Annotated in this window: 21 protein-coding genes and 1 pseudogene; 14 read left to right on the top strand and 8 right to left on the bottom strand. The window is 74.2% G+C overall.

Annotation, left to right across the window (positions count from 1 at the left end; all coding sequences use genetic code 11):
* Window positions 1-85 precede the first annotated feature (85 nt).
* From GA0070215_RS06735 to GA0070215_RS06760, 6 genes are all read left to right on the top strand, one after another.
* Window positions 86-1723 (top strand): MDR family MFS transporter, encoded by a 1638-nt coding sequence (locus GA0070215_RS06735; RefSeq protein WP_091042994.1) that lies wholly within the window; start codon window positions 86-88, stop codon window positions 1721-1723.
* Window positions 1724-1974: 251 nt separating this feature from the next.
* Window positions 1975-2724, top strand: coding sequence for a lytic polysaccharide monooxygenase (locus GA0070215_RS06740; protein WP_091042997.1), 750 nt, complete (start codon window positions 1975-1977; stop codon window positions 2722-2724).
* Window positions 2709-3347 (top strand): DUF305 domain-containing protein, encoded by a 639-nt coding sequence (locus GA0070215_RS06745; protein ID WP_091043001.1) that lies wholly within the window; start codon window positions 2709-2711, stop codon window positions 3345-3347. The genes GA0070215_RS06740 and GA0070215_RS06745 overlap by 16 nt, the downstream gene beginning before the upstream one ends.
* 321 nt (window positions 3348-3668) lie before the next feature.
* The gene (locus GA0070215_RS06750) at window positions 3669-5258 is read left to right on the top strand and encodes a DHA2 family efflux MFS transporter permease subunit (protein ID WP_018784454.1); all 1590 of its coding nucleotides are present in this window, start codon (window positions 3669-3671) and stop codon (window positions 5256-5258) included.
* A gap of 116 nt (window positions 5259-5374) precedes the next feature.
* The gene (locus tag GA0070215_RS06755) at window positions 5375-5599 is read left to right on the top strand and encodes a hypothetical protein (protein ID WP_018784453.1); all 225 of its coding nucleotides are present in this window, start codon (window positions 5375-5377) and stop codon (window positions 5597-5599) included.
* Between the two features lie 35 nt (window positions 5600-5634).
* On the top strand, window positions 5635-6708 hold the full coding sequence (locus GA0070215_RS06760) for a PIN domain-containing protein (protein WP_018784452.1): 1074 nt from the start codon (window positions 5635-5637) through the stop codon (window positions 6706-6708).
* 100 nt (window positions 6709-6808) lie between these two features.
* Here the strand turns inward: GA0070215_RS06760 and GA0070215_RS06765 are convergent, their stop codons facing one another.
* Window positions 6809-7996, bottom strand: coding sequence for a hypothetical protein (locus GA0070215_RS06765; protein ID WP_244166898.1), 1188 nt, complete (start codon window positions 7994-7996; stop codon window positions 6809-6811).
* A gap of 90 nt (window positions 7997-8086) precedes the next feature.
* Between GA0070215_RS06765 and GA0070215_RS06770 the strand changes: the two genes are divergently transcribed.
* Both GA0070215_RS06770 and GA0070215_RS06775 read left to right on the top strand, forming a co-directional pair.
* A complete protein-coding gene (locus GA0070215_RS06770; RefSeq protein WP_091043004.1) occupies window positions 8087-8560 on the top strand; it encodes a molybdenum cofactor biosysynthesis protein in 474 nt (157 codons plus the stop codon).
* A gap of 151 nt (window positions 8561-8711) precedes the next feature.
* Window positions 8712-9278, top strand: coding sequence for a sigma-70 family RNA polymerase sigma factor (locus GA0070215_RS06775; RefSeq protein ID WP_091043008.1), 567 nt, complete (start codon window positions 8712-8714; stop codon window positions 9276-9278).
* A gap of 41 nt (window positions 9279-9319) precedes the next feature.
* Here the strand turns inward: GA0070215_RS06775 and GA0070215_RS06780 are convergent, their stop codons facing one another.
* Both GA0070215_RS06780 and GA0070215_RS27910 read right to left on the bottom strand, forming a co-directional pair.
* On the bottom strand, window positions 9320-10054 hold the full coding sequence (locus tag GA0070215_RS06780; protein ID WP_091043011.1) for a zf-HC2 domain-containing protein: 735 nt from the start codon (window positions 10052-10054) through the stop codon (window positions 9320-9322).
* A gap of 49 nt (window positions 10055-10103) precedes the next feature.
* Window positions 10104-10265, bottom strand: a pseudogene (locus tag GA0070215_RS27910) (acyl-CoA synthetase); the annotation flags it as partial.
* A 159-nt stretch (window positions 10266-10424) separates the two neighbouring features.
* Between GA0070215_RS27910 and GA0070215_RS06785 the strand changes: the two are divergent.
* Window positions 10425-11552 carry a CaiB/BaiF CoA transferase family protein gene (locus tag GA0070215_RS06785; protein WP_091043015.1) on the top strand — a complete coding sequence of 376 codons (1128 nt, stop codon included), beginning with the start codon at window positions 10425-10427 and terminating at the stop codon, window positions 11550-11552.
* A 153-nt stretch (window positions 11553-11705) separates the two neighbouring features.
* On the opposite strand, the gene GA0070215_RS06790 is transcribed toward GA0070215_RS06785, so the two are convergent.
* A complete protein-coding gene (locus GA0070215_RS06790) occupies window positions 11706-12725 on the bottom strand; it encodes an aldo/keto reductase (RefSeq protein WP_091043020.1) in 1020 nt (339 codons plus the stop codon).
* Window positions 12726-12873: 148 nt separating this feature from the next.
* Between GA0070215_RS06790 and GA0070215_RS06795 the strand changes: the two genes are divergently transcribed.
* Complete coding sequence (locus GA0070215_RS06795; RefSeq protein WP_091043024.1) at window positions 12874-13449, top strand: TetR/AcrR family transcriptional regulator; 576 nt, start codon at window positions 12874-12876, stop codon at window positions 13447-13449.
* Here GA0070215_RS06795 and GA0070215_RS06800 read toward each other — a convergent pair.
* Window positions 13392-14336: an alpha/beta hydrolase family protein gene (locus GA0070215_RS06800; protein ID WP_091043027.1), complete on the bottom strand. Its 945-nt coding sequence runs from the start codon at window positions 14334-14336 to the stop codon at window positions 13392-13394. The genes GA0070215_RS06795 and GA0070215_RS06800 overlap by 58 nt on opposite strands.
* Before the next feature lie 109 nt (window positions 14337-14445).
* Between GA0070215_RS06800 and GA0070215_RS06805 the strand changes: the two genes are divergently transcribed.
* On the top strand, window positions 14446-14982 hold the full coding sequence (locus GA0070215_RS06805) for a GNAT family N-acetyltransferase (RefSeq protein ID WP_091043032.1): 537 nt from the start codon (window positions 14446-14448) through the stop codon (window positions 14980-14982).
* A 1-nt stretch (window position 14983) separates the two neighbouring features.
* Here GA0070215_RS06805 and GA0070215_RS06810 read toward each other — a convergent pair whose 3' ends face one another.
* The 3 genes from GA0070215_RS06810 to GA0070215_RS06820 all read right to left on the bottom strand — a co-directional run bounded on the left by GA0070215_RS06810 (window position 14984) and on the right by GA0070215_RS06820 (window position 17986).
* A complete protein-coding gene (locus tag GA0070215_RS06810; RefSeq protein ID WP_091043036.1) occupies window positions 14984-16576 on the bottom strand; it encodes a hypothetical protein in 1593 nt (530 codons plus the stop codon).
* Entirely contained in the window at window positions 16573-17460 is an 888-nt protein-coding gene (locus GA0070215_RS06815; protein WP_091043040.1) for an ABC transporter ATP-binding protein, read from the bottom strand. The genes GA0070215_RS06810 and GA0070215_RS06815 overlap by 4 nt, the downstream gene beginning before the upstream one ends.
* A 109-nt stretch (window positions 17461-17569) precedes the next feature.
* Window positions 17570-17986 (bottom strand): MmcQ/YjbR family DNA-binding protein, encoded by a 417-nt coding sequence (locus tag GA0070215_RS06820; RefSeq protein WP_018784439.1) that lies wholly within the window; start codon window positions 17984-17986, stop codon window positions 17570-17572.
* A gap of 165 nt (window positions 17987-18151) precedes the next feature.
* Between GA0070215_RS06820 and GA0070215_RS06825 the strand changes: the two genes are divergently transcribed.
* The 3 genes from GA0070215_RS06825 to GA0070215_RS06835 all read left to right on the top strand — a co-directional run bounded on the left by GA0070215_RS06825 (window position 18152) and on the right by GA0070215_RS06835 (window position 21579).
* A complete protein-coding gene (locus tag GA0070215_RS06825; protein ID WP_091043044.1) occupies window positions 18152-19267 on the top strand; it encodes a WD40/YVTN/BNR-like repeat-containing protein in 1116 nt (371 codons plus the stop codon).
* Window positions 19264-19560 (top strand): MoaD/ThiS family protein, encoded by a 297-nt coding sequence (locus GA0070215_RS06830; RefSeq protein ID WP_018784437.1) that lies wholly within the window; start codon window positions 19264-19266, stop codon window positions 19558-19560. The genes GA0070215_RS06825 and GA0070215_RS06830 overlap by 4 nt, the downstream gene beginning before the upstream one ends.
* Window positions 19561-19626: 66 nt before the next feature.
* Window positions 19627-21579, top strand: coding sequence for a beta-propeller domain-containing protein (locus GA0070215_RS06835; RefSeq protein ID WP_244166899.1), 1953 nt, complete (start codon window positions 19627-19629; stop codon window positions 21577-21579).
* The last annotated feature ends 124 nt before the right edge of the window (window positions 21580-21703 follow it).

Here is a 21703-nt window from a genome sequence, read left to right on the forward strand (position 1 = left end):
AAACTTGCCTACTAGGCAGTTTCTGGTGTTGATTGCTTGAGGCAACGAAGCGCCACCCCGAATCGACACCCCGGAGGACGCGCGCATGAGCGCACCCACCACGACGGCCGAGGCCGCCCCCATGAGCAAGCGGCAGACGCTGGAGGCACTCAGCGGTCTGCTGCTGGTGCTCTTCGTGGCCATGCTGAGCGGCACCGTGGTCTCGACCGCCCTGCCGAAGATCATCGGAGCGCTCAACGGCTCGCAGACGCAGTACACCTGGGTGGTCACCGCCACCCTGCTGACCGCCACCGCGACCACTCCGATCTGGGGCAAGCTGGCCGACCTGTTCAACAAGAAGCTGCTGATCCAGGTCGCCATCGTGGTGTTCCTGATCGGGTCGGTGGCGGCCGGTTTCGCGCAGAGCGCCGGCCAGCTCATCGCCGCCCGGGCCTTCCAGGGCATCGGCGTCGGCGGTCTCCAGGCGCTGGTGCAGGTCGCCATCGCGGCCATGATCCCGCCGCGTGAGCGGGGCCGCTACAACGGCTACCTGGGCGGCGTCATGGCCCTGGCCACCGTCGGCGGCCCGCTGCTGGGCGGCCTGATCGTGGACACGTCCTGGCTCGGCTGGCGCTGGTGTTTCTTCGTCGGCGTGCCGGTCGCGGCCGTCGCGCTGTTCCTGCTCCAGATCACCCTGAACCTGCCCACCGTGCGCCGGACGAACGTCAAGATCGACTATCTGGGCGCCTCGCTCATCGCCGCCGGCGTCAGCGTGCTGCTGATCTGGATCTCGTTCGTCGACGGCTCGTTCGCCTGGCTGTCCTGGCAGACCGGCGCGATGGTCGGCGGCGCGGTGCTGCTGCTCGCGCTCGCCGTCCGGGTGGAGGCACGGGCCGCCGAGCCGGTGGTGCCGCCGCACATCGTCCGCGAGCGCACCACCGCCCTGGCGGTCCTGGGCAGCCTCGCGGTCGGCATGGCGATGTTCGGCGGCGCGGTCTTCCTCGGCCAGTACTTCCAGATCGGCCGCGGCTACAGCCCGACCGAAGCCGGCCTGCTCACCATCCCGATGATGGTCGGCGTGCTGATCTCCTCGATCGTCGCCGGCCGGATGATCACCGCCACCGGACGGGTCAAGCCGTACATCGTGTTCGGGGCGGTCGTGCTCGTCGCCGGCTTCGCCATGCTCGGCACCATCGACCACGGGACCTCACTGGTCTTCGTCGGCCTCGCGATGTTCGGCGTCGGCGTCGGCGTCGGCACGACCATGCAGAACCTGGTGCTCGCCGTGCAGAACACGGTGGCGCTGCGGGACATCGGCGCGGCCAGCGCCGCGGTCGCGTTCTTCCGTTCGCTCGGCGGCACCATCGGCGTGTCGGTGCTCGGCGCGGTGCTGGCCCGCCGGGTCACCGACCGGATCACCGAGGACCTGGCCGCGGCCGGCATCCCGGCCTCCGCCGGCGGCGGCAGCACGCTCAACCTCGACGCGCTGCCCGAGCCGGTCCGGCAGATCGTGCGGGCCGCGTACGGAGACGCGACGGGGCACATCTTCCTGATCTCGGCCGCCATCGCGGTGGTGGGTGTCGTGGCCGCGCTGCTGCTGCGCCCGGTCACCCTGCGGTCCAGCCTCGACCTGCCGGACCCCGGCCGTTCGGTGGCGGTGGGAGCGGATGCCGTCGACGCCGCGCCCGCCTTCGACGAGGTGAGCGCCGACCCGGCCGGCCGGGAGGAACGCGCCCGCCGCTGAGCCCGTACGGGCCGGCGTACCGGGTGATCTACCGGCGCAGCAGCCAGGCCGCGTCGGGCAGGTGGTTGGTGCGGGCCAGCGAGTCGGCGGCGCTGCCACCCGGGCACCAGTACGCGTCCACGAAGTCGATCTTCGGGCCGGCGGTGGAGACTTCGGTGCGTACCGCTCAATTTATAGACAGGAGTCTTTACTGTTAACAATCTTTAATTTATGTTCGGGGCACCTTCCGTTCCCCCGAAGGAGTTGCCACCATGCGCCGAAGAATCACCCTCCCGCTGCTCACCGCCGGTGCCGTCACCGGCACGCTGGCACTCGCCGCGCCCGCGCAGGCCCACGGGTACGTCTCCTCCCCGCCCAGCCGGCAGGCGCTCTGCGCGCAGAACCGGGTGCCCGACTGCGGCCAGATCAAGTACGAGCCGCAGAGCGTCGAGGGCCCCAAGGGCCTGCGCAGCTGCCACGCCGGCATCGCCCAGTTCGCGGTGCTCAACGACGACAGCCGCAACTGGCCGGCCACGGCGGTCGGCAGCACCGCCACGTTCACCTGGGTCAACACCGCCCGCCACGCCACCGCCAACTGGGAGTACTGGATCGGCGGCAGCCGGGTCGCGGTGGTCGACGGCGGCGGCCGGCAGCCCGGCGCGACCGTGTCGCACACCGTCAACCTCGGCGGCTTCTCCGGCCGGCAGAAGTTGCTCGCGATCTGGAACATCTCCGACACCGCCAACGCGTTCTACTCCTGCGTCGACCTCCAGATCGGTGGCGGAGGCGGCAACCCGACCCCGCCGCCCACCCCGACCGCGGCACCCACCACACCCGCGCCCTCGCCCACGCCCAGCTGGACCAGCACCCCGGCGCCGGGCGGCACGTGGACCGCCGGGCGGGCGTACCAGGTCGGTGACACGGTCACCTACGACGGGCGCACCTACCGCTGCCGCCAGGCGCACACCGCGATCGCCGGCTGGGAGCCGCCGAACGTACCGGCGCTGTGGCAGCAGATCTGAGCCCGCGAGCCCGCGCGGCGGAGCCGGCCGGTCCCCGGCTCCGCCGCGCGTCCGCCGCCACCGGGCCGGCCACGGCGCTGCTCGCGACGGTGCTCGCCCTGGCCGGGTGCGGCGGGCCGCCCGCCGCCGATCCGGCCCTCCCGGGCACCGCCCCGCCTCCGGCCGGCGCCGAGGCCACGATCAGCGGGATCGACGCGCTGTTCCTGGCCATGATGGAAGCGCACACCGAGCAGACGCTGGAGATCGTCGGGCTCGGCCTCGACCGGGTCACCGACGAGCGGATCCGCACGCTGATCTCTGCCGTGCGGGCCACCGAGACCGACGAACTGGCCACCATGCGCCGATGGTTGCGCGACGCCGGCCCGTCCGCCGCCGCCGCGGCCGCCCGGCACGACCACTCCGGGCACAGCGACGCCGCCGCCGGACTGGCCCGGCTGCGCGCCGCCCCGCCCGCCGACGCCGACCGGGTGCTGCTCGACGTGCTCAGCCGGCACCAGCGCACCGCGGCCGACCTGGCCCGCGCCCAGGTCGCCGCCGGAACCAGCGAGCGGGTACGCGACCTCGCCCGCCGCATCGACCGCTCGCGTACGGCCGAGGTCGAGCTGATGGCCGGCCTGGGCTGAGCGGCGGGCCCGGCTCATCTCCTGGAGCCGGCCGGACGGAGCATGACCTTCGTCACGGTCGCCGCCGCCGGTCGTCCCCCGCAAGGCTCGCGAACCGGCGCGCACCAGCCCTTTCCGCGAGCCGACGGATCGCTTCCGAGCCGGTGGCGGGCACTGAGCCGTGCCGGTGCGGTTCGCCCGTCGGCAAAACCGGCCGCGCCTCGTCCCAGGTCATGGCTACGCTGTCGCCCGGACGCCGCCGCGCGTTCCGCCCGCGCTCCGCAGACGGTGCGCGGCACGGCCACCGCCTCCCAGCGCCGGACCGGATCCAGGAGACCGTCAGTGACCCAGCAACCCGTTGCGACGTCGACGAAGCTCGACGCCGCCGTACTCAAGGTGGCCGGCGTCGTCGTGCTCGGTGCGATCATGTCGATCCTCGACGTGACAGTCGTCAGCGTGGCGCTGCCGACGTTCCAGAGCGAGTTCGACGCCACGTACGCCCGCGTCGCGTGGACCATGACCGGCTACACGCTCGCGCTCGCCACGGTGATTCCGCTCAGCGGCTGGGCCGCCGACCGGTTCGGCACGAAACGCCTCTACATGGTGGCGTTGGCGCTGTTCACCATCGGCTCCGGGCTGTGCGCCACGGCCGACTCGATCGGCGAGCTGATCGCCTGGCGGGTGATCCAGGGCCTCGGCGGCGGCATGCTCATGCCGCTCGGCATGACGATCATCACCCGGGCTGCGGGCCCGCACCGCATCGGCCGCCTCATGGCCGTGCTCGGCATCCCGATGCTGCTCGGCCCGATCACCGGCCCGATCCTCGGCGGCTGGCTGATCGACGTCGCGAGCTGGCACTGGATCTTCCTGATCAACCTGCCGATCGGCCTGGTCGCGCTCGTCTACGCCCAGCTGGCGCTGCCCCGGGACAACGCCGCGCCGTCCGAGTCGTTCGACTTCCTCGGCATGCTCATGCTCTCGCCGGGTCTCGCGCTGTTCCTCTACGGCATTTCCACGCTGCCGGAGACCGGCACCGTCGCCGACACCAAGGTGTGGCTGCCGATGCTCGTCGGCGGCGCGCTCGTGGTCGCCTTCGTGCTCTACTCGTTCCGGCCCCGGCACCCGCTGCTCGACCTGCGGCTGTTCCGCAACCGCAGCCTGACCATCGCCGCCGTCACCATGTTCGTGTTCATCATCGCGTTCATGGGCGCCGGCCTGCTGTTCCCGAGCTACTTCCTCCAGGTGCGCGGCGAGACGACGCTGGCCGCGGGCCTGCTGATCGCGCCGCAGGGCATCGGCGCGATGCTGACCATGCCGATCGCCGGCATGCTCGCCGACCGCGTGCCGGTCGGCCGGACGGTGCCGTTCGCGCTCGTGCTCATCGCGGCCGGCTTCTTCACCTTCACCCAGCTCGGCACCGACACGTCGTACTGGCTGCTCTGCGGCTCGCTGTTCGTGATGGGCCTCGGCATGGGCGGCACGATGATGCCGATCATGACGTCGGCGCTCAAGACGCTCACCGCGGTGGAGGTGGCGCGCGGGTCCACGCTCGTCAACATCCTCCAGCAGATCGGCGGTTCGGTGGGCGCCGCGATCATGTCGGTCATCCTCACCAGCGAGCTGAACGGCTCCCGGCCGATCCCCGGCGCCACCGACCCGGCCACCGGCGCCCCGCTGACCGAGGCCCAGCTCGCCATCGCCGCCCAGCAGCAGCCCGAGCTGATCCAGCAGTTCCCGGTGCCGCCGTCGCTGATCGAGCGCGGGCTCGACTTCGCGGCCGACTCCTTCTCCACCACCTTCTGGGTCGCGTTCGGCCTGGTGCTGCTGACCTTCGTCCCGGCCGCGTTCCTGCCCCGCCGCCGGGAGCCCTCGCACCTGCTCGACGGCGAACCGGGCGAGGACAAGCGTCAGGTGCCCGTGCCGATCCACTGACCGCCGCCGTGACCCCGGGCCGGACGCGCTCGCGTCCGGCCCGGCTTCTTGATCCGCCACCGCAATGCCCGTCAGCGCCTAGGATCGGAGACCGGAGCCGGGGAGAGGCGGTGAGCGTGGGCGCAGACGACGCACAGCGGTCGGCGCGACGGCGTAACCGACTACTGCTGGCGGGTCTGCTCGCGGTCGTCGGGCTGATCCTGCTGCTGCTCGGTCTCACCGTCGCCACCGGCACCGTCGCGGGCGTCGAGGTGGTGCTCGCGTTGCTGCTGCTGGTGGCCAGCTACGCGATCCAGCGGATGGCCCGCCGCGAGACGCTCTACCGCGACGAGCGGCGCTGACCGGCCAGGCGCTCCGGCCGGGCTAGGCTGCCAGTGTGGATCACGAAGACCGGATCGCGCTGTTCCTCGACTACGAGAACCTGGCCCTGGGCGTACGGGACCATCACGGCGGCCGACCGTTCGACTTCCGGCCGATCGCCGACGCGCTCGCCGAGCGGGGACGCGTCGTGGTGCGCCGGGCGTACGCCGACTGGTCGTACTTCGACGAGGACCGGCGGATGCTCACCCGCTCGCACGTCGAGCTGATCGAGATCCCGCAGCGGATGGGCGCCTCGCGCAAGAACGCGGCTGACATCAAGATGGCGGTGGACGCGGTCGAGCTGGCGTTCGAGCGCGGCTACATCTCCACGTTCGTGATCTGCACGGGGGACAGCGACTTCACCCCGCTGGTGCACAAGCTGCGCGAACTCAACAAGCGGGTGATCGGCGTCGGGGTGGAGAAGTCCACCTCCGCGTTGCTGCCGCCGGCCTGCGACGAGTTCCTCTACTACGACCGGCTCGAAGGCGTCGACGTACCGCCCCCGGCCGCCCGCCGGTCCCGCCCGGCCCGTCCCGTACCGGCGGAGCAGGTGCCCGAGCGCGCGGTGGAGACCGCACCGGGCGAGGACGAGTCGGCGCGGGATGTCGACACGCTCGCCGTGCAGCTCGTGCAGACGGTGGCCGGCATGCAGGGCAGCTCCAGCGGTGAGGTGACAGCCTCCTCGCTCAAGCGCGCACTGCTGCGTAAGGATCCCACGTTCAGCGAGTCCGACTACGGTTTCCGCACCTTCGGGGAACTGCTGCGCCACCTCGCGGCGCACAACGTGGTGGAGCTGGCCGCCGGGCCCGCCAAGGGCGACCCGGAGGTGTCGCTTCCCGAACAGGGCGACCGGGAGGTCGCGTTCGGGTTGCTCCGCTCGGTGGTGGTCGACCTCGCGGGCGAGGGCGGCGCGGTGGCGCTGTCCGGCCTCAAGGACCAGCTCCGGCGGGCCCGGCCGGATTTCAGCGAGAAGAAGCTCGGCTATCGCAGCTTCCTGCAGTTCTGCAAGGCGGCCGCGACCGGCGGCGCCGTGGAACTGCGCTGGAGCCCCGACGACGGCGACTACCTCCTCACCCCCCACACCCCCTGACCCACACGTCCGCGATCTTGCACTTGCTGACCCGCGAAAGCGGCATGAATCGCCAATCTTGAGGGCGGTAAGTGCAGGATCGACAGGGTTAAGGGTTCGGCTACCCCGAGGGGTGCGGCGGCTCGGACGAGACGGTCGGGCTCGGCTCGCCGGTGGAACCGGGCCCTCCGGTCGGACCCGGTTCGCCCGTCGGGCTCGCGGTCGGCACCGGAGTCACCTGATCGGCAGGAGAACCGGGCGGCTCGACGGGCGTCGACGGGTGGTCGCCGACGCGGGCCGGCGGCGAACCGGCCACGGGCGGTGCGGTGGTGAGGACCCGCGCCCCGGACTCCGGGGTCACGTTCGGGCGCTTCGGTGGCGGCGCGGACCGGGCCGGCCGGACCGCCGGCGACGACGGTGCGACCGGGATCGCCGCGGGCGGCGCCGAAGAAACGGGAGGCGCGGCCGTCGTGGCGGGAGCGACCGGGCGGGCGGCTGGGCGGTGTCCCGGGTCGGTCTGCCCTGCGGTGGCCGTCCAGGTGCCGGCGGAGGTGACGCCCAGCAGCACGGCCACCGCCGCGACACCCGCCGCGGCCAGCCGCTGGGACAGCGCCCGTTCGGCCGGGGCGTCCCACGGGCCGAGCGGCCGGGGTGGCCGGGGCCGGGCGGCCCGGTGGGCGGACCGCAGCGCCTCGACGTCCTCGACCATCGCCTGCCGCTTACCGGTGGCGACAGCGTGGGCGAGGGTGAGGTAGAACCTGGTGTTCGCCGCCCCCGCAGCCGGTACGCGCAGGCCCGCCGGTGTGCCGCCGTCGGCGTCGTGCAGCAGGGTGACCGGCCGGTCCGGGTGATGCCCGGGGCCGCGTACGTCCGGCAGGGACCAGTCCCGCCGGGCGTCGTGCCCGGCGAAGGCCACCCGCCGGTCGGTCACCACTGCGGCGCCGCTGTCGACCACCCGCAGTACCGCCGGTAACGGGCCGTCGGCCGGATCGAGACAGCCGGCCAGCGTGCGGCCCGGCGCCGGCAGTCCGGGCAGGTGCCGGGCCGTGGCCTCGACCAGGTCGACGGCGGGCAGGATCCGGTAGACGACCTCGCCGTCGTCCAGCGGCACCGGCAGCGCGGTGCCGGGCAGCGCACAGCCGCGGAAGCCCGCTGCCTCCATCGACAGCCGGTCGAGGTGCTCGGCGCGGCGGCGCCAGATCCGGGCCGCCGACTCGTACGCCTGGCGCCGGCGCTCGTTCTCGCGCCTCGCCCAGGCCAGCCGCCGCTGCGGATGTGCTCCGATCGCATCGGGTCGCCTCGCCGTCACGCCTGGTACAACGCCCAGCGGAGAGGGCGGATACGTGAGCGCGGCTATCGTCCGGTTTGGCGCTGGTATGCCCGCGATTAGACTGCTGGCATGCCGCGGATCGTCCAGTTGCTGGCCTCGCCCGTGCACCGGTACGTGGGCCGCCCGGCGGACGGACCCGCCCCCGCGCCGCCCGGCGAGCTGGTCGACCGGGTGGAGCTACGCGCCGGGCTCGGCGTCGTCGGCGACCGCTACTTCGGCCGGCCCGCGCACCGGCAGGCGAGCGTCACGCTGATCGCGCGGGAGTCGCTGCCGCCCGGCGCGGACCTCACCCAGCTGCGCCGCAACGTCCTGACCGAGGGCATCCCCGTGGACGAGCTGGTCGGCCGAGTGCTCACGCTCGACTCCGGCGACGGTCCGGTCCGGCTGCGGGTCCACCGGGCCGCGCCGCCCTGCGCCTGGCTCGACGTGGTGGTCGCTCCCGGTACGTGGAAGGCGCTGCGCCGCCACGGCGGTGTCCGGTGCGCCCCGCTCACCGACGGCGTCCTGCGGGTCGGGCCGGTCACCGCGTCCGTGGACGATTGACCCGGTTCGGGAACTTCTGCCATCCTGCGGCCGACCAACCGTGGGGCGACCGGCACTCCGGCGTCGCAGGAGGGACGCCAGGAATGAACCGAGCGGGGCGCGCATCCGTACCGTCCGGCATGAGCATGCCGGACCGGCGGGTCGGCCGCGGATGAGCGCGGACGCCGACGACGAGCAGGTGACCGGGTGGGCGCGACGCGCCGCCCGGGGAGACCAGATGGCCGCCGCCGCGTTCGTCCGGGCCCTCCAGGCACCGGTGTGGCGTTTCCTCGCCCATCTCGCCGGGCCCGCCGAGGCCGACGACCTCGCCCAGGAGACGTTCCTGCGCGCGCTGCGCAGCCTGCCCGGCTTCGCGGGCCGGTCGTCGGCGCGTACCTGGATCTTCACCATCGCCCGCCGGGTCGCGGTGGACCACGTGCGGACGGCGATCGCCCGTCCCCGGGTCGCCGCGTTGCCGGACTGGCAGGCCGCCGCCGAGGCGGCCGGCGCGGTGAACGGCGGCGGGGAGGACGGGGTGGTGCTGCGCGGCCTCATCGCCACGCTGCCGCCGGACCGGCGGGAGGCGTTCGTGGCCACCCAGGTGCTCGGCCTGTCCTACGCCGAGGCGGCCGAGGTGTGCGGCTGCCCGGTGGGCACCATCCGCTCCCGCGTGGCCCGCGCCCGGGAGGACCTGGTGGCCGCCTGGTCCGGCGACGCCCGCGACCGCCGGGCCCGCTGAGACGGCGACCGGCCGGGGCCCGCCGCGCGCTGAGCGGACGGTCAGGCGGCGCGCCGGTCGCGGGCCTGTGCCGGGTACGGGCCGGGCGGCACCAGCCGCAGCGCCGGCGTGGCCGGTTCCTCGGCCGGCAGCGCCCACCGGGACCGGTCCGGCCGGCGCTGACCGGGCGGGGTGTCGCCGGGGCGTCGGCCGAGGCGGGACAGCACCAGCGTCACCGCCCAGCCGACCAACAGGAAGCCGTGGCTGACCAGCCGGGTCATCGCCACCTGCCCGGTGATCAGGTCGTTCACCGACAGCAGCACGAGCGTCGCGACGAACGCGCTCAGCATCGGCAGCAGACCGGACGGAGCGGACCGGCGAGCGGCCACGTAGAGGAACCCGGCGCCGACGGCGACGTTCCACGCCGCCGACTCGTGCCACAGGTGCTGGCCGGAGGTGTGCGCGTGCGTGACGACCGCCTCCCGGCCGATCTGGGCCAGGCCGAGGACGAGCTGCACCGCGCCGAGCAGGCCGAGCGCCCCGCGCAGCCCGAGCGTGATCCGGTGACGGCGACCGGGCCGGGGCGGGGGAGCGGCGGCCAGGACCGCGTCGACCAGGTCGGGCACCCGCGGGGCGAGCTGCGTACGGGCCCGCCGGGTCACCGACGCGGCCGAGTCGAACCAGCCGCGGCATCCGGGGCAGCCGGTCAGGTGCGCCTCGGCCGCCTCGATCTCCGAGCCGGACGCCTCACCGTCCAGCTGCGCCGACAGGATTTCCCGCCACTGCTCACACACCATGTAGGGATAGTCGTCGGAAGCGGTGCGCTGGTTCCCGGCGGGGTGCGGGTCACGCCTCGGTCAGGCGGGACTTCTGCACCTTGCCCATCGCAGCCGCACCTGCCGGGGGGCGTTTGTGCGCGGACAGGTGCCGCGCCACGAAGTCGATCAGCTCCGTCTCGGCCACGCCGTCGCCCTCCACGTACGCGGTCACCTGCTGCCCCGGGTCGGGCGAGCGCCGGGCCAGGTCCAGCGGGGCGACTCAGCGGTGACACGCGCGCCCCATCCCGGTGTGTCCGCCCGGCGTACCGCGACCGTAGCCGGGCCGGCCACCCCTGCCGGGCACGCCGTCGGGTATGTGTCATCGTGGTCGGCGGCGAGGGAGGGTGTCATGTCGGGTCCGTTGCGCGGGGTGCTCGTCGCCGACTTCTCCCGGATCCTCGCCGGGCCGTACGCGACGATGCTCCTGGCCGACCTCGGCGCGGACGTGGTCAAGGTGGAGGCGCCCGGCGGCGACGACACCCGCGGGTGGCGGCCCCCGGTGCGCGACGACGTCTCCACCTACTACCTGGCGGTCAACCGCAACAAGCGTTCGCTGGTGCTCGATCTGACCGATCCCGGTGACCTGACGCTGGCGCACCGGCTCGCCGACCGGGCCGACGTGCTGATCCAGAACTTCCGCCCGGGCGCGCTGCGCCGTTTCGGCCTCGACCACGACTCGGCCACCGCCCGCAACGCCCGCCTGGTGTACGCCTCGATCAGCGGCTTCGGCGACGCCGGGGGCGCCGACCTGCCCGGGTACGACCTCATGGTGCAGGCCGCGGCCGGGCTGATGAGCCTCACCGGGGACGCGGACGGTCCGCCCTACAAGGCCGGGGTGGCCGTGTTCGACGTGATCGCCGGACTGCACGCGGCGGTCGGGATCCTGGCCGCGCTGCGGCACCGGGAGTCCACCGGGCGCGGGCAGCACGTCACTGTGGACCTGCTCTCCTCGGCGCTGTCCGGCCTGGTTAACCACACCGGCGCCTACGTCGCGGGGGCAGCGGCGCCGCACCGGATGGGCAACGCGCACCCGAGCATCGTGCCGTACGAGCCGCTGCCCACGGCCGACGGCGAACTGGTGGTGATCGCCGGGAACGACGGCCAGTTCCGTACCCTCTGCCGGGTGCTCGGCGTGCCGGAGCTGGCCGACGACGCGCGGTTCCGCCGCAACGCCGACCGCACCGCGCACCGCGACCAGCTGCGCCCGTTGCTGGTGGCGGCGCTGTCCCGGCGCGGCAGCGGGGCCTGGTTCGCCGAGCTGCGCGCCGCGGGCGTGCCGTGCAGCCCGATCAACTCGGTGGCCGAGGGGGTGGCGCTGGCCCAGGGCCTGGGCCTGGACCCGGTGGTGACGACCGGCGGGGTGCCGGGCATCCGGAACCCGATCGGCCTGTCCGGGGCGCCGCCCCGCTACGACCTGCCGCCCCCGGAGCTGGACGAGCACGGCGCCCAGCTGCGCGCCTGGCTCGCCACCGAGTGAGCGGCGCGGTGGGCCGGGCCGCCGTCAGAGCGTCTCGACCAGCCGGAAGCGTTGCCGCGCGGCCGGCGTGTCGTCGTCCGCCGTGAACCCGGGATCGCCGAGCCGGCTGCTCCCGAACGTGGGCCGGCCGGCTGCCATGCGGCAGCGTAGCGGTCAGCGGCGGCGCAGCGCGGGGTCGAGCAGAGCGGGCGGGGTGTCGTTCTTCTCCTGCGGGGCCAGGTCGACGCCGGGGGCGACGATCGCGTCGATCGCGTCCAGGGTGTCGGCGCTGAGCACGGTGCCGGCGGCGGCGAGCTGGCTGTGCAGGTGTTCCGGCGTACGCGGCCCGATGATGGCGCTGGTCACGGCGGGGTGCGCGGTGACGAAGCCGAGCGCGAGCTGGATCAGGGTGAGACCGGCGTCGTCGGCGACACCGGCCAGCCGTTCCACCGCGTCGAGCCGGGCCCGGTTGGCCGGGACCGCCGGGTCGAAGCGCTGCGGCATGAACGTGGACCGGTGGGTGGTGATCTCGCGGCCGGCCCGGATCGCCCCGGAGAGCCAGCCCGACGCGAGCGGGCTCCAGACCAGGACGCCGAGCCCGTAGTGCTGCGTGACCGGCAGGACGTGCGCCTCGACGCCGCGTTGCAGGATCGAGTAGCTGGGCTGCTCGGTGGCGTACCGGCCGAGGTGATGCTCGCGGGCCGCCCACTGCGCCTCGACCAGGCGGTGGGCCGGGTAGGTGGAGGTGCCGAAGTGCCGGATCTTGCCGGCCTGCCGCAGGTCGGTGAGCGCCGACAGCGTCTCCTCGTCGCTGGTGGCCGGATCCCAGCGGTGGATCTGGTAGAGGTCCACGTGGTCGGTGCCGAGCCGGCGCAGGCTGTCCTCCAGCGCGGTGAGCAGCCAGCGCCGGGAGCTGCCGCGGCGGTTGCGGTCCTCGCCCATGGGCAGGGCGGCCTTCGTGGCGAGCACCACGTCGTCGCGGCGGCCGGCGATCGCCCGGCCCACCATCTCCTCGGAGATCCCGTTGCCGTAGACGTCGGCGGTGTCGATCAGGTTGATCCCGGCGTCCAGGGCGGCGCCGACGAGCGCGGTGGCCTCCTCCTGGGTGGTGCCCCCGATCGGGCCGAGGTTCATGGCGCCGAGCGCGAGCGCGCTGACCTGTACGCCGGTGCGGCCCAGGGTGCGGTACTGCATGGGTTTCCCTCCGGTGGCCGCGACGGGCGCGACCTGATTCGGTGATCTCACGTCCCACCTGGCACCATGGCCATGCGGAACACTGCTCCGTTAACCATACGGAACGCTGTTCCGCTTAACAAGCGCCGGCCAGGAGGAGACGCCGAACGTGACCGACACCACCGAACCGGGCCGCCGCCGGGCCGACGCGCGGCGCAACCAGCGCTCGCTGCTCGACGCCGCCGCCGCGGTCTTCGTCGCCTCCGGCGTCGAGGCCCCGGTCCGCGACATCGCCGCCGCGGCCGGCGTCGGCGTGGGCACCGTCTACCGGCACTTCCCGACCCGGGCCGACCTCGTCGTCGCGGTCTACCGGCATCAGGTCGAGGCGTGCGCCGAAGCCGGCCCGGTCTGCCTCGCCGAGGGGCCCACCCCGTACGCGGCGCTGACCCGGTGGATCGACAGTTTCGTCGACCTCCTGGTCACCAAACACGGGCTCGCCGCCGCGCTGCGCGCCGACAGCGGGCAGTTCGACGCGTTGCACAGCTATTTCGTCGACCGGCTGGTGCCCGTCTGCGCCGATCTGCTCGCCGCCGCGGCGGAAGCCGGCGAGATCCGCCGGGACGTCGACGCGTACCAGCTGCTGCGCGGCGTCGGCAACCTCTGCATCGGCGCGGACAGCGACCCGCGCTACGACGCGCGCCGGCTGGTCGGTCTGCTGCTCGCCGGCCTGCGGTCCCCTGACTGACGGCCGGGCCAGCCGTCGACCGGCAGCCGCCGGTCGAGCCAGTCCAGGAGCACCCGCTCGTACTGCGGTGCGATGCTGTCCAGGCCCTCGCCCCCGCCCAGCGTGGGCGCATGGTCGCAGCCGGCCAGCCGGGCCACCGTCAGCTCGGCGTCGCGTGCCGCCCGCTGCCACACCGCCAGGCTGTCCTCGATCGGGATCCACGCGTCGGTCTCGCCGTGGCAGAGCAGCACCGGGCAGGTCAGCCGCGCCAGCACCGGCGCCGGGTCGTAGTCCATGTCGGTCCAGGTGCCGGGCACCGCGGGCAACTCCTCCGGCAGGAACGCCAGCGGGAACCACTGCCGCCGCGTCGCCGCGTCGATCGCGGCCTGTGCCAGCGGCCGTGGCACGTCGCCGCGCTGGAAGCCCTCGGCGACGCGCCGCACCTCGGCCAGCTCGGCGAGGTCGGCCGGGCCGTAGCCGTTGCGGCGGAGCTGCTCGGCGGTGCCGTGCCGCATCTGGGCGGCCGGGCTGACCGCGCTGCACCCGACCAGCACCAGGAAGCCGACCGGGTGCCGGGTGGCGGTCAGCGCCGCCGCCCACGCGCCCTGGCTGAAACCCCACAACCCGACCGGGACCGGCCCGATGTGCCGGCGCAACTCGGTCACCGCTGCCGACGCGTCCTCGGCCTGGTCGGCAAGTGGCACGTCGTGCCCGTCCACCCGCGGGCGGCGGTCGTACCGCAGCACCGCGATCCCGGCCGGAGGCAACAGCCGGGCCAGGTGCTCGTAGAGGAAGAAGGAGCGGTGCCCGGCGTGCGAGCCGTGCAACACCACCAGGCCGCCGCGCACCGGCCCGGACGGCCGGTCGAGGACCGCGGGCAGGCCCGCCGCGCCGACAGTCGTCTCCATGCCGGGCAGTGAACCACGAACCGTCCGCCCCCGGTGGTCCCCGCCGCCGTCCGGGACACCCGCGTGCGTACGCTGACCAGGTACGCCGCCGCGACCGTGGAGAACCGCCATGACCAGCCCCGCACCCCGTACCGTCCGGGTCGCCCGCCCCGAGGACGTCGCCGTCCTCGTCGACCTGATCGAGTCGGCGTACCGGGGCGAGCGCAGCCGGCAGGGCTGGACCCACGAGGCGGACCTGCTGGCCGGGCAGCGCACCGACCCGGAGATGGTGGCCGCGGCGGTCACCGGCAAGGACGGCGTGGTGCTGGTCGCCGAGCAGGGCGGCGACCTGGTGGCCTGCTGCCAGCTGGAACGCCGCGACGACCACGTCTACTTCGGCATGTTCGCGGTCGCGCCCGGCCGGCAGGGCGGCGGCGTGGGCCGGGAACTGCTGGCCGCCGCCGAGCGCCACGCGGTGCAGCAGTGGCACGCCGGCGAGATGCGGATGACCGTGATCGTCCAGCGCGACGACCTGATCGCCTGGTACGAGCGGCGCGGCTTCGTCCGTACCGGCGAGCTGAGCCCGTTCCCGTACGGCGACGAGCGGTTCGGCGTGCCACTGCGTCCGGACCTGGCGTTCGAGACGCTGCGCAAGAAGCTCGGCTGACTCATCCCGCCAGGTCCCGGCGGCCGTAGGCCCACCCGCCCAGGGCGGCCAGGGCGACCGCCGCCGCGAGCAGCACGCCCTGAGCCGTCCAGTTCGGCGCCGCGTCGGGCACGGCGGCGAGATGCGCGTACGGCGACAGCGTGCCGATCCAGGCGGGCGCGCGCACGCTCTCGGCCACCACGGTCAGCAGGAAACCGCCGGCTGTGGGCAGCATCCCCAGCACGGCGACCAGCCGGGGTGCCGCCCCGACGGCGAGGGTGGCCGCCCCGGCGCCCAGCAACGCGAGCGGCAGCACGTTGAGCGTGCCCGCGAGGGCGGCGGTGACGGGCAGGCCGGCACCGACCAGGGCCGTGCCCAGCCACGTCGCGAGACCGGCGGCCAGCGCCAGCGCCACCGCCCCGGCGGACGCGCTGGCCACCTCGGCGGCGAGCAGCCGGGCCCGGCTGACCGGACCGGCCCGCAGCAGCGTGAGCCGACCGGCGGCCTCCGCCCCGACGAAGGCGTGCAACCGCGCGGTGGCGAACGCGCCGATCGGCACCGCCAGCAGTGCGAACAGCGTGGCCACGTACCCCCGCACGTGGTCGAGCCCGCCGAAGCCCGCCCGCGCGGCGAGGTCGGCGAAGGCGGGGTTCTCCTCCAGGAAGCCGGTCAGCGACGTGGCGAGCACGCCGATCAGCAGGAAGTAGGCGGCGACGCCGGTGGTCCAGCCGGCGAGCGGGCGCAGGGCGCGTCGTACCGCGAAGGCCGGCACCGAGCCGAGCAGGCCGCGTCGCGGCGCCCGGCCGGCCGGCGGGCGCAGCAGTCCCGCTCCCACGTCGCGCCGGCGGCACAGGGCCAGCGCCGCCCCGGCCAGCAGAACGACGGCGGTCAGCGACACGAGCAGTGGCAGCCACCGGTTGTCGTGGTAGGGACGGGTGAGCGCGAGCGGGCCGTACGGCGGCAGCCACCGCAGCCACGCCGACGCCGGCCCGGCGTCGCCGACCATGCGCGCCAGCAGGCCGGCCCCGAGCACGGCCAGGCCGGTGCCCGTCGCCCCCGCCCGGGTCGGCTGGACCTGCACGACGACGGCGCCCAACGCGGCCGCGAACGCGCCGGCCGAGGCGAGACCGGCGCCGTGCAGCAGCGCACCCTGCCACGGTGTGCCGGCGATCGTCAGCGTGGCCGCGAGCAGCGTCCCCGCCAGTGCCGACGTCGCCATCAGCGGCGCCAGGTGACGCCGCAGCACCGCGGCGGGCGTCAGCCTGCCCGCGAGCAGCAGCCCCCACCGGCCGGCCTCCTCCTCGCCCCGGGTCGTCCGGACGGTCGCCAGCAGGCTCCACACGCTGAGCAGCACGGCCAGCACCGTGCCGGTGCGCCACACGGTGAACCCGCCGGCGGTGTCCAGGGCGACCGGCTCGCCGAACAACGTACGGATCGCGGGGTTGCGCGCCAGCGCCTCCAGAGCGGCGGCGTCCATGCCCTCGCCGACGGTCCGCGCGTAGGTGGCCACCACCAGGGCGGACATGCCGACTGTCACGCCGGTCACGACGAGGGCCGGCCGCCAGATCCCGCGGACGGCGAGCAGACTGACCGCTGTGCCGGCCGGCCGCGTCACGCCTGCTCCCCGTAGTAGTCGAGGAAGATCTCCTCCAGGCTGGGCTCGCGCACGGTCAGGGTGCTGATCTCCGCCCCGGACAGGGCGCGCAGCGCGGCGGCGGGCGGGCCGGCGAGGGTGAAACGCAGCAGCCCGTCACGCTCCTCGACCGCTTCGACGCCCGGCACGCCGGCCAGATCCGGGGCCGAGCCGGTGAACCGTACCGTCACCTTGTTGCGGTGCAGCCGCCGCAGCTGCGGCACCGGGGCGATGTCCACGAGCCGGCCGGCCCGCAGGATCGCCACCCGGTCACAGACCGCCTCCACCTCGGCGAGCTGGTGCGAACAGAGCAGCACGCTCTGCCCGTTGTCGCGCGCCTCGCCCACCGCCCGGCGGAACTGCAGCTCCATCAGTGGATCCAGGCCGCTCGTCGGCTCGTCGAGCACGAGCAGCGGCGCCCGGGTGGCGAACGCGGCGACCAGGGCGACCTTCTGCCGGTTCCCGGTCGAGTAGGCACCGGCCGGGCGGGACGGGTCGAGGGCGAACCGCTCGACGAGTTCGTCCCGGTAGCCGGCGTCGACGCCGGGACCGGTCGCGGCGAGCAGGTCGAGGATCTCCGCGCCGGTGAGCTGCGGCCAGAGCGCCACGTCGGCCGGCACGTACGCCAGCAGCCGGTGCGCCGCCCGCACATCCGCCGCGTCCACCTCGAAGATCCGGGCGAGACCCCGGGTCGGACGGGCGAGGCCGAGCAGCAGCCGGATGGTGGTGGACTTGCCGGCGCCGTTCGGGCCGAGGAGGCCGACCACCTCACCGGCGGCGACGGTCAGATCCAGGCCGTCGAGGGCCACCAGGCGGCCGTAGTGTTTGGTCAGGTCACGGGTGTGTACAGCGGGGTGGGCTCGCATCGCGTGGCTCCAGGGTCCGGCGGGGCAACGACCGCCGACCAGGCTTCCCGGCACACCACGCCCACCGTACTGCCGACGCCTCGGCCCTGGGAAGTCCCGGCCGGCGCCGTCACCGCCCCGGCGGCCCGTCGACGAGCGCGACGAGCTTCTTGGGGGCCAGCACGCAGTAGCTCTCGGTGAGCAGTTCGGCGACCTCGATCCAGTCCGTGTCCGCGTCCAGCCGCAGGCCGACCACGTCGGCGGCCCAGTCCGGCTTGAAGAAGTGCGGCCCGGCCGCGAGCAGCCCGGCGATCTCGTCGCCGGGGGAGCGGAACGTCATCACGCACACCGGCTCGTCGGTCGCCGCGGCCCGCGCGTACGCCGCCTGGTGGCCCGGGTCGACGGTGAGCACGTGCGCGAACGTGCGGCCGCGGACGCGCCACCGGACGCCGACCCAGGCCGCCTCCTCGTAGGTCTCCGGCAGGCCGAGGCAGACCGGCCGCAGTCGGTCGAGGTGCTCGGGTGGGACGTCTCCGGGGCCGGTCATGCGAGCAGGCTAGCCGCAGCCCCCGACATTGCGGCCGCACCGGCGTGGCGGCCCCGCCGTCGCGCGGTCGGGACGGAAATGTCGTAGCCGGGGAGTACGACAGCGATGAGTTCCGGTGAGCCGCACGGTCAGTGCGGGGATGACCCTCGGACGAGAGGACGAGACATGAGCGGCGTACGAGTACTTGTCGGCACGCGCAAGGGCGCGTTCATCCTGACCTCGGACGGCAAGCGCGACGACTGGACCGTCGACGGGCCGCACTTCGGCGGCTGGGAGATCTACCACCTGACCGGCTCACCCGCCGAACCGGACCGGCTGTACGCGTCCCAGTCCGGCGGCTGGTTCGGGCAGCTGATCCAGCGCTCGGACGACGGTGGCCGGACCTGGGAGACGGTCGGCAACGACTTCGCCTACAGCGGCGAGGTCGGTCAGCACCTCTGGTATGACGGCACCCCACGGCCGTGGGAGTTCAAGCGGATCTGGCACCTGGAGCCGTCCCGCCACGACCCCGACACCGTGTACGCGGGCGGCGAGGACGCCGCCCTCTACCTGACCACCGACGGCGCCCAGAAGTGGTCCGAGCTGACCGCTCTGCGCCAGCACCCGACCGGCCCGTCCTGGCAGCCCGGCGCGGGCGGGATGTGCCTGCACACGATCCTGCTCGACCCGGCCGACCGGGACCGGATCTACGTGGCGATCTCGGCGGCGGGCGCGTTCCGCAGCGACGACGCCGGCGCGAGCTGGCTGCCGATCAACAAGGGGCTCCGCTCGGGCGAGATCCCCGACACCGACTCGGAGGTCGGGCACTGCGTGCACCGGCTCGCGCAGCATCCGTCCCGGCCGGACACGCTGTTCATGCAGAAGCACTGGGACGTCATGCGCACCGACGACGCCGGCGCCAACTGGCGGGAGGTCAGCGGCGACCTGCCGACGGACTTCGGTTTCCCGATCGCGGTGCACGCGCACGAACCGGAGACGATCTACGTGGTGCCGATCACCAGCGATTCGCTGCACTACCCGCCGGAGGGCAAGCTGCGGGTCTACCGCAGCCGTACCGGCGGTGAGCACTGGGAGCCGCTGACCGAGGGGCTGCCGCAGTCGCACTGCTACGTCAACGTGCTGCGCGACGCGATGGCCGTCGACACGCTCGACCCGTGCGGCGTCTACTTCGGCACCACCGGTGGTCAGGTCTACCACTCGGCCGACGGCGGCGACACGTGGGCGCCGATCGTGCGGGACCTGCCGGGCGTGCTCTCGGTCGAGGTCCAGGTGCTGCCGTGATCCGGGTGGTGCTGCCGGCGCACCTGAAGAACCTGGCCCACGTCACCGGCGAGGTCCGTGTCGAGGTGGCCGGGCCGCCCACCCAGCGGGAGGTGCTCGACGCGCTGGAGGCCGCGTACCCGATGCTCCTGGGCACGATCCGCGACCGGCACAGCGGGAAGCGCCGGCCGTTCGTCCGCTTCTACGCCTGCGAGCTGGACCTCTCCAACGAGTCCCCGGACGACCCGCTGCCCGAGGAGGTGGTCGCCGGCAAGGAGCCGTTCATCGTTCTCGGCGCGATGGCGGGCGGTTGAGCGCCGCGCCCGGCGGTTGAGCGGCCGGGCCGGGAACCGCGCTCGTCGCCGCCGCGTCTGACCGGCATGACCCGTCACGCATCCCGGACGTACCGGTGGATGATGGCCGCCACGTTGGTCCTCGCCGGCTGCACCGCGGCACCGCCGCGCGCCGACCCGTCGCCCACCGGGCGGGTCGTACCGGCCGGCGGACTGCGGCTGGTGGCCTTCGACAACTGCGACGAGGCGCTGCGGCAGCTCCGCACGGCCGCGAAGGCGGCGGTCGGCCCGTGGGGCCTGGGACCGGGCGATATCGTGCCGTACACCGCGAAACGGGCGGCGGCGGTAGGTGGCGCCGCCGAGGACGCGGCGGCGGTGTCCACACCCGACTTCTCCGGCACCAATGTGCACGAACCGGGCGTGGACGAACCGGACCTGGTCAAGACCGACGGGCAGCGGATCGTCACGGTCAGCCGGGGCGTGCTGTCGGTGGTCGATCCGGCGACCCGGCGCGTGACCGGCCGGCTTACGCTCAACCCCGACGCCGAGCCGTTCTCCGGTGGCGAGGCGAGCCTGCTGCTGCACGGCGACCGGGCGCTCGTGCTGCTGGGTCCCGGACAGCCTGTCTGGGGGCCCGTGCCGGGCGGTCCGGCGGTCCGGCGCACGAACGCGCAGGCGCGGCTGGTCCTGGTGGATCTCGCCGGGCCGCCCCGCGTGGTGGGGGAGTACCGGATCGACGGTCTTCTGGTCGACGCGCGGCAGGTCGGCGCAACCGCCCGCGTCTTGATCCGGTCCTCGCCCCGGCTCGACTTCCCCCACCTCGCCGGCCACCGGACCGACGCGCAGCGGATCGCGGCCAACCGCGCGGTCATCGACAAGGCCACGCTCGACGACTGGCTGCCCGGCTACGAGATCCGCGACGGCGTGCGGACCGTCGGCACCGGGCGGGTGGGCTGCGACCGATTGAGCCGGCCGGCCGGCTTCTCCGGCGCGTCGATGGTGACTGTGCTCAGCTTCGACCTGGGCGCGTCCGCGCTGGGTTCCGGTGACCCGGTCACCGTGGCCGCCGACGGCGACGCCGTCTACAGCAACGGCGCACGCCTCTACGTCGTCAACGACCACCGCTGGCGGATGTGGCGGGGCGGACCGTCCGCGGCGCGCGACATCAGCACCGAGATCTACCAGTTCGACACCGTGGCGGGCACACCGCGCTTCGTCGCCGCCGGGTCCGTGCCCGGCTGGCTGATCGGCCAGTACGCGCTGTCCGAGTGGGACGGTCACCTGCGGGTCGCCACCACCACCGGCGACACCTGGGGGCGCGGAACGTCCTCGCAGTCCGGCGTGTACGTGCTGCGCGCCGACGGGGCCACACTCAAGCGGGTCGGCGCGGTGACCGGCCTGGGCAAGGGCGAGCGGATCTTCGCGGTGCGGTTCGTCGGCGGCATCGGCTACGTGGTGACGTTCCGGCAGACCGACCCGCTGTACGGCGTGGACCTGCGCGACCCGGCCGCGCCCCGGGTCACCGGCGAGCTGAAGATCAACGGGTACTCGTCGTACCTGCACCCGGCCGGTGACGGTCGCCTGATCGGGGTCGGCCAGGACGCGACCGACCGGGGACGGGTGACGGGCACCCAGGTGTCGCTGTTCGACGTGGCCGACCCGGCCCGTCCGGCGCGCGTCGCCCAGCACCACGTCCCCGGCGGCTGGTCCGAGGCCGAGCACGACCCGCACGCGTTCCTCTACTGGGCGCCGGAGCGCCTGGTGGTGCTCCCGGTACGGCAGCCGGGCATGGACACCGTCCAGGCCGACGGCACGAAGCGCCCGCCGTCCGGGAGTGTGCTCGCACTGCGAATGGGCGACAAGGGCTTCACCGTCGCCGGCACCGTCGACCACCCGGGGGCCCTGGCCGACGGCGGCGAGTGGGCGCCGATCCGCCGCTCGTTGATGATCGACGACGTGCTCTGGACGGTCTCCGACGCCGGTCTCAAGGCGACCGCCCTGTCCGGCATGACCACCCTCGCCTGGGTGCCCCTGACCTGACGCCGGCCGGGGGATCCCGTCGTGGAGACGGGCGCCGCCCCGGATGATCGGGCCGTGCGTTGGCGGCGCAGGTGGCGGTAGCTGACCTCGGCGGTCCGCTGCGGCGTCACGTCAGGGGTGTCGT

Origin of the sequence: Micromonospora marina, from assembly GCF_900091565.1 — a bacterium.
In the GTDB taxonomy this organism is placed as follows: domain Bacteria; phylum Actinomycetota; class Actinomycetes; order Mycobacteriales; family Micromonosporaceae; genus Micromonospora; species Micromonospora marina.